Source organism: Sphingobacterium sp. UBA2480 (genome assembly GCF_002341965.1).
Lineage (GTDB): Bacteria > Bacteroidota > Bacteroidia > Sphingobacteriales > Sphingobacteriaceae > Sphingobacterium > Sphingobacterium multivorum.
Map to the genome: position 1 here is coordinate 376232 of NZ_DDPA01000007.1, position 12184 is coordinate 388415.

11 protein-coding genes are annotated in these 12184 nt (G+C 34.4%); all 11 read right to left on the minus strand.

The features are described 5' to 3' along the window. Positions 1-65: 65 nt before the first annotated feature. On the minus strand, positions 66-1052 hold the full coding sequence (locus tag B3600_RS14870) for a hypothetical protein (protein ID WP_286753471.1): 987 nt from the start codon (positions 1050-1052) through the stop codon (positions 66-68). A 34-nt stretch (positions 1053-1086) separates the two neighbouring features. Next, positions 1087-1890, minus strand: a complete 804-nt coding sequence (locus tag B3600_RS14875) for a phytanoyl-CoA dioxygenase family protein (protein ID WP_286753472.1) — start codon at positions 1888-1890, stop codon at positions 1087-1089. Between the two features lie 68 nt (positions 1891-1958). Continuing rightward, on the minus strand, positions 1959-2990 hold the full coding sequence (locus tag B3600_RS14880; protein WP_286753473.1) for a GNAT family N-acetyltransferase: 1032 nt from the start codon (positions 2988-2990) through the stop codon (positions 1959-1961). 45 nt (positions 2991-3035) lie between these two features. Continuing rightward, positions 3036-4184, minus strand: coding sequence for a glycosyltransferase family 4 protein (locus B3600_RS14885; RefSeq protein ID WP_286753474.1), 1149 nt, complete (start codon positions 4182-4184; stop codon positions 3036-3038). Between the two features lie 97 nt (positions 4185-4281). Then, positions 4282-5664 (minus strand): pectate lyase family protein, encoded by a 1383-nt coding sequence (locus B3600_RS14890; protein WP_286753475.1) that lies wholly within the window; start codon positions 5662-5664, stop codon positions 4282-4284. A gap of 201 nt (positions 5665-5865) precedes the next feature. Continuing rightward, positions 5866-6966 carry an NAD-dependent epimerase gene (locus B3600_RS14895; protein ID WP_286753476.1) on the minus strand — a complete coding sequence of 367 codons (1101 nt, stop codon included), beginning with the start codon at positions 6964-6966 and terminating at the stop codon, positions 5866-5868. 53 nt (positions 6967-7019) lie between these two features. Continuing rightward, entirely contained in the window at positions 7020-8108 is a 1089-nt protein-coding gene (locus B3600_RS14900) for a glycosyltransferase (protein ID WP_286753477.1), read from the minus strand. 56 nt (positions 8109-8164) lie between these two features. Next, entirely contained in the window at positions 8165-9046 is an 882-nt protein-coding gene (locus B3600_RS14905) for a glucosamine inositolphosphorylceramide transferase family protein (RefSeq protein WP_286753478.1), read from the minus strand. 89 nt (positions 9047-9135) lie between these two features. Beyond that, positions 9136-10233 carry a glycosyltransferase family 4 protein gene (locus B3600_RS14910; protein WP_286753479.1) on the minus strand — a complete coding sequence of 366 codons (1098 nt, stop codon included), beginning with the start codon at positions 10231-10233 and terminating at the stop codon, positions 9136-9138. A 36-nt stretch (positions 10234-10269) separates the two neighbouring features. After that, on the minus strand, positions 10270-10866 hold the full coding sequence (locus B3600_RS14915) for a sugar transferase (RefSeq protein WP_286753480.1): 597 nt from the start codon (positions 10864-10866) through the stop codon (positions 10270-10272). Continuing rightward, the gene (locus tag B3600_RS14920) at positions 10844-12154 is read right to left on the minus strand and encodes a DegT/DnrJ/EryC1/StrS family aminotransferase (RefSeq protein ID WP_286753481.1); all 1311 of its coding nucleotides are present in this window, start codon (positions 12152-12154) and stop codon (positions 10844-10846) included. Before B3600_RS14920 ends, B3600_RS14915 begins: the two co-directional genes overlap by 23 nt. Positions 12155-12184: the final 30 nt, after the last annotated feature.

Below are 12184 nucleotides of genomic sequence, written 5' to 3' on the forward strand. Positions count from 1 at the left end.
TTTTTTTTAAGATTTAAAGTAAATTCATAATGTGAATCAAAAAATAAAGTGGCTAGTAAATAGAATTAGGATGCTAGTTCATGTATTATATTTTTCAACACACAAACTATTCGTTCCATATCTTTTATAGTATACCGATGATCTATTGGTAGTGGGACAAGGTGTTTTGCCAGATGATTTTCAAACATCTGTTCGTTTGTCCACTTAAAAACATTAGGCCAATAGGTAGGAACAAATATTTTATTCGCTATAAGTTTAGTTTTAACTTTATCATTTGAAATAAGAAGAGGGTATACCATAGGAACAGCATCTAAAGGTATTTCAATATCAAGTTCATTCATTAGAGCCAAATTTTCCTGCAGATAATTATAGTTTTGTTTTCTTATTTTTTCACTGTTTTGATAATTAATTCCAGAAAGAATTTTCTGCGTTAGAACAGACATCTTTTTTATATCGTTGTTTTCAAGACTTTTATCGTTTTCAACAAAATCCCCATATGAATTTTCACTCCCAACATCGATACTCTTTATAAGATGTAACAATCTATCAAAAGATATGTCCGTTTCTATGTTCAATCGGAGACTACTATTAAGTTGCAAGTAAGCACCATCAGAGACGCCAAAAAACTTTCTGCATGAATATATTGTATCGATCTTATCTATTGGTTTTGAAAAGAAGGCCTGCGAATTATCAACAATTAAATTTTTAACGTTTTTGCTTAATTTTTCTACCGTATGCTGTTTTATGCCGAAATAGTTGGTATACAAAAAGCATTCAGTATATCCAATTTCAAAATCAACTATAGGGTCTAACTGTTTGTCCAGTGTATAAAACTCATATGGAACTGCCAATTTTAACATAGGTTCCAATATCGTATCACACGTAAAATAGGGTATATAAATTTTAGTATACCCCTTAACCTTCAATATATATTCCAATGCATTTCTGGTTGTATTTAATTTTATGAGTGAAGGATAGTATTCTTCGCCATTTGAGAGTTGTAACTGAAAAAAGCCTCCAATGGTTTTCTGAAGTTCTTTTTGATCTTTCATAAAAATGGGAAGTTAAATTTTCTCAAAAAAACTATTAACCTTGATTCGATAAATACATTCTTTTATGAGGAGGTTGATAAAACTCGTACAAATCTGCTGGAATTCTGGCGTTGTAACCAACAACTTGCCTTAAGCTTTCACTTAAAGATTCTCCAAATTCATAACCTAAATATCTTGGAAAATCAAACATCGGCTTAAAGAATGGTTTGGTGAAACTTAATGTTAATACTTTTCTAGCATTTTCAGTATAATTTTTACCGGCAGCATGCCATAAGTTAGAATCAAACAAGATAATACTGCCTTTTTTTGCTATCGCCCGGTCAGCGTGTTTGTAAAAATATTCCTCACTTGGTTTAATATCTTCTTTGTGTGAGCCGGAAAGTAAATAAGTAGCACCATTCTCTTCTGTAAAATGATCAAGCAAAACAATCATTTGGATCATCATTTTCATATTTCCGGTAAAACTTCTCAAATCCCGATGAATATTTTGAACATACGGCCTATCATTTTTCATGTTAATAACCGCGCTAAACCCATTTAAAATATAGTTTCCACCTAAAAAGAAGCGTATTTCCTTATCACAAAACATTTGTTCTAAAAAATGTAAACTAAAATTGTCACATTCCAATAAATGATGAAGGGTTCCCTCCATATTTGTTTCAATACCGTTTTGGGTTTGGATTTCTCTTCTTTGCAAATAAGCCGGTTCCAGGTCATTAATAATTTGAGTAATCAGCCCTTCATTAAGAGCGTTTTCATATATAACCCAACCAAACTGATCAATTGCATTCTCAAAGTCACTAATAGTAGCTCCAGAATAATTAAATATATTTTTCAAAGCATACAGATTTAATGGTTAAAAATTTATTTTTTTTGAAAACCCGGTATTTTGAAATCGGATTTCTTTTATTTAATGGCCATTTCAGGGTAACGGTACAAGGGGAAATAATTTATATTTAAATCGCTCTTTCTTTCTTTGATCAGATCATTGTATACGACTGTATCCGATACAAATTTCCAGGTAGAATCTTCGAGAAACAGATTTGAAAAGGATGATTTGAATTTAAATAAGGAGTCTTCCCGACCTCCCAAACCACCGCCCAGGTGAAAATACTTCATTCCCAGCTGCCTGCCTATTATACTTATTTCGTCCGTGAGTAACTTACTGGGCGATTGATTAACATAATCGACTGCTGTGGCAGACAGATGGTTTCGGATTATGCCTCCACAACACATAATAATTGCGCCGCAAATCATTTTAATTCCATCATACATCACGATTAACTTGCAACTATCCTCTTTAATGATTGCTGCAAAATAATCTTCGTTGAAAAAATAGCTTTTTTCTGCTTTCAGCCGGTGCATGTTCTCATTGTACATGGCCGTAAATAAACTTATTTCATTTCCGATTTTAGCTTCTTTAATAATGTAAGGCATCTTTCTCAAGTGTCTGATTTGTCTGCCCATCCTTTTTTCATAACCTATTCTTTGCTCTTCAATAGAAATGGATAAGTCCATGTATACAGTTTTACCATTGTTGGAAATACCCCCTATTTTTTCAATCAACACTTTCTGGTCAATAAAAGGATTAAGTCTACAGAAAACACAGATATATCTTCCAGTGTTCATGAAGTTTAAGAAAAAATACTTGAAATTTTCAAGTATCTGGTCACTTATGTCTGCAAATTTTCTGTTGGAAATCGGCCCTGAATAACCATATACAGAAGTCAGGTCATATAAACCTGAATTTTCAATTTCTCTTTTTAGCAGAGGTAGCGCAATAAACACATCCGATTCTTCGTAAACGAAAAGAAATGGATCCCCGTTTTTCTCTAGTGAATGATAGTACCAGGTATGATAAAAATCATAGTTTACAGAATTATGGACATATGCTGTCCATTCTTCCGATTGTTGAAAATTGATCAAGCGATATGCCATGACTTATAATATTTTTAAAGAACTATAGGTTTTTAGATGTACAAGCTAGCCAACGTTCATGATTTTCAGCATTTCTGCATTGACAAGGTTCACATCAAATTTCTCTTTGGCGAATTTTCGACCATTGATACCATATGAGATAATATCTCGGGTATTATTTATGTAGTGCTCCATTTTGGAAGCAAGCGCTGGAATATTTTTTACCGGAACCAAAAAACCATTAATACAGGAAGGTGAAACATTTACAGTTTCACGACATCCAACAGAATCGCTGGTAATGATGGCCCTTCCCATGGCCATGCCTTCTAGGATACATCTGGGTACACCTTCTCCATAATACGAAGGGAGTACAACGATGGATGAATTTTTTATATACGGTCTTACGTCATCCACTTGCCCAATATATTCCAAGGTATCTCCAGATTGGATTTTGAAATACAGTTCTTTGTTAATGGAGTCAATGTTATCATCAAAAGAACCAATAAGCCTGAATTTTATATCCGGGTATTTGGATCTGATGGTTTTCGCGGCTTCAAAAAACTCATTTACACCTTTTGCATTGATAAGGCGAGCTATCATTAGAAAGCTGATATTAGTAGTTTCTGGTTCAGAATAATCATAATGGCCCAAATCCACACCAGAACCATTTACTACAAATGCCTGATGTTTAATTCCGATTATACCTGATTCTATTAATTTATTAAAATCATCTCGGTTCTGAAAAATGATTCTGACCCTCCGGTTTTCCATCAGGCTGAACTTAAGCAGTGTTTTGGTTATCAGGCTCACTACACTTTTTTTAGAACCATTATCGGTGAAATTATACCCCAGTCCGGTTAACATCGGAGTTATACAATCTATTCCACAAAGCTTTGCTATAATAGTTCCATAGATTACAGGTTTAAATGTGTAGGGAAAGAAAATATCCGGTCTTAGTTTCCTGATAACCTTGTATAATTGAATCATGTATGTAAGATCGGAGAGGATCGATACATTACTTCCGTTCAGATGATTTTCAAAAACAGTTACTCCAAGATTCTTTAGCTTTTCTTGAACATGCTGTTGTGAAATTTTTGGGGTATAAACAAACACCTCATTCTTCTTGATAAGTTCTTCAATGAGTTTACCCCTAAAATCAAGTAATGTACGCGGAGAATCGCACGCTATCAATACTTTTTTTCTATTTTCTGCCATAATAGTGGAATTAAAAAGAATTATACATGAACCAAAAGGCCACCTGACTTACAGTCAGATGGCCTTGCAATTAAATGTTTTAACTTACTTCTGTTGATTATAAAGTTGCGCCAGCACCTTTCATCACAATAGATGGAACATTTGCTGCAGCACTAAGTACTGATTTATATTCGTAAGTAGGTACCCAATTTGAAGGGGCCGTAGTAATTTTGTTTTTTCCAGAGTTATCAAATATATTGGTATTTTCACCGCTGATAACACCTGCTACAGGACTAAGTTCTGTTCTGATCGGAAGCGTAGTGTTTTTGAAATAACTATTTTCCACTCTCACAATTGCCCCCATAAAAGAGCTAACAAATCCTGCATTGTCATAATAGTTATTGAAAGTATGAACAGTTCCATATCTTACATTCGGACAACGTTCTGAAACATTATAGAAATAGTTGTTATGTACAGTAACACGAAGTTTACCAACAGATTCAGGTTCGTTGTAACTAAAACCGATCAGCATAGCTTTATGGTTGTCGTACAGCTTATTCCATGATAGTGTGACGTAATCAGCACCAGTTCCTACGTCCAACAATCCATCATAGTAATCCCAGTCGCTTACCCGTTCTGATGAAAGGTCACAGTGATCTACCCATACGTGGTGTGCACCACCTTTGATAATTATATTTGAATATGTTTTAACTTTGCTGATTGTCATATTCCGGATAATGATATTGCTCTTCCCGTATATAAACAAACTTGCACCAATCAGTTTAGATCCGTTAAGGCCCAGAATTGTTTTATTAGATTGTACTCTAAGTAATCCAGATCCTGTAATTGTACCAGAAACTTGTATAATTAATGGGGACGAGGATGAAACAGCACTTTGAAGCGCTGAAAAAGTTGACACAGTTATCGTCTGACCGCCTGCACCTCCTGTTGTTTTACCATTTACAGAAGCATATCCGATAGGTTCATTAGTAGATACTGGAGGATCTGTGGTACCGGTTGGCGGAACTACTGGAGGTATTGTAATGCTTTGATCGCCTACAGTATAGGTGTATTTCTTACGATTGGTTCTCGGATCTGAGTTATCAGAAGCCGAAAGAAACAAGAAGCCCGATTTATGACTGAAACGACCTTTACCTAAGTTTCTGATTTCCTGGTGTACAGAGTGCGAAGGGCCTATTTCAACACCATTTTCAAATACTCTTACGGTTGATGCAGTTGGCTTATCGTTTGTGTCGCTTATTAAATTGGCGTCCATCGGAATTCGTACCGAAAATCCGCCATCGGAAATACCTTTTGAAATATTTACCGTGAATACAGAAGTTGAAGTTGTTGAAACAACACTTTGTAAATCCACATCGTTAGGCGCATCAATTGTTAGATTTTCTACCCCTTCTTTTTGACATTGACTAAAGGTGAAAATTGTAAACAGTAGTGAGCTAAATACTAGCACTTTTGTAATTAATTTTGATTTCTTCTGCATGAATTTGTGTTTTAAATTTACATCTTGGGCGCAAACCTAAAGGATTTGTAAATTAAAACACAATGCAGATAATGAAGTAGTTATCTAACTTAATTTTGAATGTTTTTTCATTAAGTATTGATATTTAGTTAGTTGTGGTTTTTTAAATTTTTGTTTTCAAGTAAAATTATTCAAGTTGTTAAAAAACCTTATGTTACAGTATTATGACAAACCATTTGTGGTTTGTATAATTTTTGTCTGATTTTGATAAGACGCTGTATAATAGTTGTTGTACCATTTTACAAAATTTTTCACCCCTGTTCCCACACTTGTTATTGGTTGATAATGAAGCTTATTGGTTAAATCATTAATGTCAGCAGAAGTTTCGGCAACATCTCCGGCTTGCATAGGCAAAAAAGCTTTATTGGCTTTAATTCCAGTATGTTTTTCGATTTCATTAATAAAATTTAGCAAACTTATCGGTTCTCCTCTTCCAATGTTATAAACAACGTAAGGTACTTTTGAAGTGGCAGGATCAGGGCTTTTCGCATTCCAATTTGGATTTGCTTGTGCGGGAGTATCAATTACTCGAACTATGCCTTCGACAATATCGTCAATATAAGTAAAATCTCTACTCATCTTACCGCTATTGAAAACTTCTATTTCTTCACCTTCCATTATTGCTTTAGTAAAAATATACAAAGCCATGTCTGGTCTACCCCAAGGACCGTAAACTGTAAAAAATCTTAAACCTGTCGTTGGCAAATTGAACAAATAGCTATAGGCATGAGCCATTAATTCATTACTTTTCTTAGATGCAGCATATAGTGAAACGGGATGATTTACGCTTTCATGTGTAGAAAAAGGCATTACCTTATTTAATCCATACACACTTGATGAGCTGGCATAAAGTAAGTGTTTAATTTTAAAATTTCTACAGCACTCTAAAACATTCAAAAAACCTTTTATATTAGTCTCTACATAAACTTCAGGATTTGTGATACTGTATCTTACACCTGCTTGTGCAGCAAGGTTGCAAACAGCATCAAACTGAAAAGTTTCAAAACAAGTCACTAAACTTTCACTATCACAAATATCCAATTTAATAAAAGTATAGCTTGGATATTTGGTACTTATCCTACTTATACCATATTCTAGTTCTGTCACATCTATTCCTGTTTCTATAAGTCTATCGTGTTTTAAGTTGACATCATAGTAATCATTGATGTTATCTATACCTACTACTGTATCTCCTCTTTCTAACAAACGTTTGGCTAAATGGAAGCCAATAAATCCGGCCGTGCCTGTGACTAAAATTTTCATAAGATATAAGTTTATAGATGAATTATAGATTGTTTGAGTCTTTTTATTAAAAGTTATAAGCTATTTACCCGGTGCATCTCTTCCAGAATGGAACTAATAAATAGCTCAGGACTGCGATCTTTGAGGTAGTCTTGCCTGCTATCGTTTTTCTGGCTGGGATAATCAGCGAGCGCAAACCCTATAGCTGATGTTAAAGAGTTGATATTATTGGGTTCAACTTTAAGAATAGAAGGTATTTTTTCAATGCCGCCGGCGCAAAGGGTTGAAACAACGGAGTCATTTACGGCCATCATTTCAAGCAAAACATTTGGAAATCCTTCTTTAATAGATGAGACAACACATAGTTTTGCGTTTTTATAATATGGTATTGGATTATCAACATGCCCCATTAGGATTACTCGATCTTGTAGACCGGTGTCTTTTATTAAAGTATTGAGATTTTTCCTTTCTTTGCCTTCTCCTAATATCAATAACTTTAGGTTCTCATGCTGTTGTGCAATTTTTTCAAATGCATGGATTAGTATTGAAAAGCCCTTTTCAGGAATTAACCTGCCGGCTGAGCAAATAAATTCTGAATCTGTCAGACTTTCATCTATAGAGGCTTCTGCTTTTCTTAATATATGATTTAGGTCAATCGGATTTTCTATTATTACAGCCTTATCGTTTGGGATAAATTTATTTTGGGCTAATAGCTGATTACGCATAATTCCCGTTTGGCAGACGATTAAATTAACGGCTGGATAACCTAATTTATAAGCTATCTGATAGCTTAATTTTTTGAGACCTGTATAACGGGTAAATACCGAAGTACATTCACGGACAATCAGGTTTGATTTTAGGTACCCAACGCGTTTGAGCAGGCCTAAATATGAATTTAGGTAAGGATGTGTGCTTATGATCGTGTAATCTTTTCTGTAAGGGTACAGCTCTTTAACAAGTTTTAAAAAGCCGATCAACAGCGCCCCTTTAGTTAAATACTTTACCTCCTGTTTTTTTGGTATGAAAAGGCGAGAATCAAATACATGCTTCAGAAATATTAATGGACTGTTTGTTACACCTGCTGCCATACGCAGGATATTTTCTGCTCCACCTGCAGTATCAGACATTGATAAAAATAATAATCTATTTGAAATCGTATCCATCCTTTGAAAATAATCACATTTTCAGCTAACATTATGCGCCAATAAGGGCATATATTTTAGTAAAGAACTTTTTTTAATAATCTATGTACGGGAGTAATGGGAGAATGTGTTCTTCTCTTTCCATCTACAACAATCAAATTGTCTCCAAAGCTGATATTATGCATACCTTCCAAATAAGGGGCTTCCGGTAATAATTCAAAATCAGGATCTGATTTAAATGAATGTTCAGAAAGTTCAGAAATCTTATTAATAATGATGGATCCTCCGTAACGGATTTCCAGATTCTGAGTTGGGCGGTAAAGTTGCCCGTTTACTATAAATAAGTTTCCGGCACTCCTGCAATTTTTTGAACTTACCGGAATGGGGTTTAATGCATGTGGTTTAAATTCCTCCTCTAATGAATCTGAATAGTATATGTATAGATTATTTAACATGCCATCTATATTGGTAAATAGCCAATGTTTTCCCTTGTAGTAGATAATCGAAGTATCTACATAGCGTGGCCCCACTAGCAAAACCCTTTTCTTCTTTAACTCGGTCGAGTTTTCATGATCCAGCTGATACAGACTTACTTCACCTGCATCTGCTGTTTCTGGAATGCAATAAAAATTTGACTTTTCTTCAAAAATGTATGGGTATGAAAAGTGTATCCCTTTTGGTGTAAGGCCAGATATCCTTTGTTTAGTGCTAAAATTAAAATTTTTAATTCTTGAAATTTTGCCTTTAATTTTCCAAAAGTTAAGCTCCTCATAGTAGATGAAAAGACTGGAATTAATTTTGACAACAAAGGGGTCTGCCGAATAATGGGCTTCATCCTCCTCCAGCCATACTACTTTTCCATTAAATCTTTTTCTCCGGATTAAATCTGCAGCAGATTGTTTAACAAATCCTATATTCCATTTGTCTGCACCAAAATACCTGTCAATTACGTTATTCATGTTTTCATCAAGATTAAATAACAAGAATTTCAATATCCAAACCTGATTATGCAAATTCTTAAAAGGTTCTGTTTATTTAGTATTTATGTTTAGATCACAAGGTATGCATCTACATGTTTCTTACACGAAGTTCCTATATGGTAGTGCTGTTTAAATGAATTCAGGCTATTTTCTTTTATCTTTTGTTTATCTGGATATAAAACGGCTCTTTTTATCGTTTGATAATATGAATCCACACTATTATCATTGCTCAAGAAGCCGGTGTCCTCATTCTTAATCATATCTTTAACACCACCGGCCTTAGTACAAATCGATATACATCCAACTGATAATGCCTCAATTAAGGATATAGGCATCCCTTCATAAAAGCTTGATAAGCAGAAAAAGTCTGCCATACTTAGAAAATCAGCGATATTTTCTTTTCCTCCAAGAAACTCAACGTAAGGGTCGTCTTTTATCATTGAATAAAGATGATGATATAAGGATTCATCACGAACATCACCGATTATTAATAGTTTGCATTTTTTCTCTTCATTTGCATTAAACTTTTGTACAGCTTCAATTAATAGCTGCTGGTTTTTCACTTTCATAATCCTTCCCACATGAATTAAAAGGAAAGAGTTTATATTTTCTTTATATCTTTTAATAAGTACAGGATATTCATCAGTCAGAGTTAAAAATGGACGACCATTTTCAATTACAATAACATTATCCAAACCATAATATTTCTTAAATGATTTGCCCCCATCATTTGAAACTGCGACAGGAATTACCTTATTCTTCTTGTAAAGAGTTTTACGAAATGCCTTAATTAAAAAATTCGGACATTCGGATTCGGCTGTTGAATGGATGGTGTGAAAAAACTTGCAATTACCACTCATAAATCTATACAAAAGCAAATACTCAAAAGCATTTAAGTGCGTGTGAACTACATCCGCTTTTTGCTTAACCAGCCAACTGGTCAATTTAAAAAGTACCCGGAAATTTAGACCTTTGCCCTTGTGTAGGGATAAATAACTTATCTTCCCACTGATTTCATTAAGGAAAGTTGTATCAGCATCATTATCACAAAGAGAAATTAAATATATTTGATACTGATCATTCTTTACCAACTCATTACATAAGTCGACAACAAAGCGCTCTGCTCCACCTCTTCTAAGTGCGCCTATAATGTGAACTATTTTCATTTTGTTGATGAGTTAGAATCGTATTAATTGACTGCTTTATCCAATCGCAATTTTTCTTAAAGTCAGAAATATGATTTTCAGATCAATCCATAAATCATGATTATTGATGTATTTCAGATTTTGTGTGATTTTTAATGGGATTATTTCTTCTATATAGAAATGCTCCGGATCATTGGATTTTTCCAAAAGTTCGCATTCGTCAGAAAATTCAATAGATGCCCAATCGGTAATTCCCGGTTTAACGGAGAGTACCCTAATTTGCTCCTCGTTATAAAGATTTACATATTTACGAACCTCAGGGCGGGGACCAACAAAACTCATATGGCCTTTTAATATATTTAATAACTGAGGTAATTCATCCAGTTTATATTTTCTTAACCAATATCCAATTTTTGTGATACGAGTATCGTGATTACCTATGGTAAGTAGTTGCTGGTCTTTCGGATGCACATACATTGTTCTGAATTTGAACAGCGGAAAATCTTCCACGTTCTTTCCCACCCTGATCTGACGATAGAATATTCCTCCATTCGAATCTAGAAGTATTAGTATAGCAATTACTACAAAAACCGGACTAAGTACAATTAGGCCAAATGAGGCTAATAAAATATCAAATATGCGTTTGGTGTCCATGTCCAAAAATTCTTGTTGAAACGATTGCTTTTCTTGTTTTCTTATTTTTATCTTTAGCCTCTGCCTGTGCTGGTTTGTTTACTTGAATTTGTACGGTGGCAATTACCGATTCAATAATAAATTGTATTTCGGCATCTGAAAGCTGAGGGTAAATAGGCAAAGAAATTTCACATGAGTATTGCTTATAGGCGACAGGATAATCTTCTATATGATACCCAAGGTTTTTAAAATAAGTAAGCATAGGCATCGGTATAAAATGTACGTTGGCGGCTACACCTAGTTGGGCCAAATCATCTATTATCCGATCCCGCTGTGCTTCGGTAATACCCATTATTCGTAGTGGAAACAAATGGTAGGAAGATTCTCTCTCATCATCCTGCAAAGGGGGCTTTATAAACCAATCCATTTGCTCCAAGCCCTTACAATATTTTGAAGCTATTTCTTTACGCTTAGGCAATAACTCATTAGTGTATTTTTTTATTTGTGCCAAACCAATAGCAGCACATATATCTGGCATATTAATTTTTAACCCTTGAAATAATATATCATAACGCCAACCACCACCTTTTGATTTAGTCAAGGCATCTTTGTTTTGTCCATTAAGTGTATATATCTTTAGATATTCATATTCTGTCATTGCATTAAAACTGCGAGGAAGATTTAAACAAATACAGCCCCCTTCAGCTGTAGTGATATTTTTTACTGCATGAAATGAAAATATAGCTATATCGCTCATTTTAGCCGAAGACAAACCGTTATACGTTGCACCGATAGAATGTGCTGCATCTGCGATCAATAAGATACGTCCTAAAAGTTGTTGTTTATCAGACTCTGCTGTAAACATACTATTCACCTCCGATTCCAGAATAATAGCTTTTAGTTCAACATAATTACATGGCCATCCTGCAATGTCTACAGCTATAATAGCTTTTGTTTTCGCAGTTATGGCTTTTCTGACTTTTTCAGGATCTATACAAAAATCATCGTTGATATCTACCATTACAGGAATAGCACCACAATGCAAAACACTTAAAGCGGTTGCACAATAAGTGTAAGCTGGTATAATTACTTCATCTCCCTCTTTAATCCCAAACCATTTTAACATCAGTATTGCTCCGGATGTCCAGGAATTCACACAAACTGCTGCATCAGAATTGGTAAGTTTAACTATTTCTTGCTCGAAAGATTTAACTTTAGGTCCGGTTGTAATCCACTTATCTTGAAGTGTTTGTGCTACTTGGTCAATAACCGATTGATCAATAAACGGAGGTGAAAATGGAATATTCATAATTCTAAAATTTAAGGTGGTTAAATATCT

Excerpts from the sequence above, each read along its gene's own strand:
- B3600_RS14870 (WP_286753471.1), bottom strand. The coding sequence starts at position 1,052 with ATGAAAGATCAAAAAGAACTTCAGAAAACCATTGGAGGCTTTTTTCAG.
- B3600_RS14880 (WP_286753473.1), bottom strand. The coding sequence starts at position 2,990 with ATGGCATATCGCTTGATCAATTTTCAACAATCGGAAGAATGGACAGCA.
- B3600_RS14885 (WP_286753474.1), bottom strand. The coding sequence starts at position 4,184 with ATGGCAGAAAATAGAAAAAAAGTATTGATAGCGTGCGATTCTCCGCGT.
- B3600_RS14890 (WP_286753475.1), bottom strand. The coding sequence starts at position 5,664 with ATGCAGAAGAAATCAAAATTAATTACAAAAGTGCTAGTATTTAGCTCA.
- B3600_RS14895 (WP_286753476.1), bottom strand. The coding sequence starts at position 6,966 with ATGAAAATTTTAGTCACAGGCACGGCCGGATTTATTGGCTTCCATTTA.
- B3600_RS14900 (WP_286753477.1), bottom strand. The coding sequence starts at position 8,108 with ATGGATACGATTTCAAATAGATTATTATTTTTATCAATGTCTGATACT.
- B3600_RS14905 (WP_286753478.1), bottom strand. The coding sequence starts at position 9,046 with ATGAATAACGTAATTGACAGGTATTTTGGTGCAGACAAATGGAATATA.
- B3600_RS14910 (WP_286753479.1), bottom strand. The coding sequence starts at position 10,233 with ATGAAAATAGTTCACATTATAGGCGCACTTAGAAGAGGTGGAGCAGAG.
- B3600_RS14915 (WP_286753480.1), bottom strand. The coding sequence starts at position 10,866 with ATGGACACCAAACGCATATTTGATATTTTATTAGCCTCATTTGGCCTA.
- B3600_RS14920 (WP_286753481.1), bottom strand. The coding sequence starts at position 12,154 with ATGAATATTCCATTTTCACCTCCGTTTATTGATCAATCGGTTATTGAC.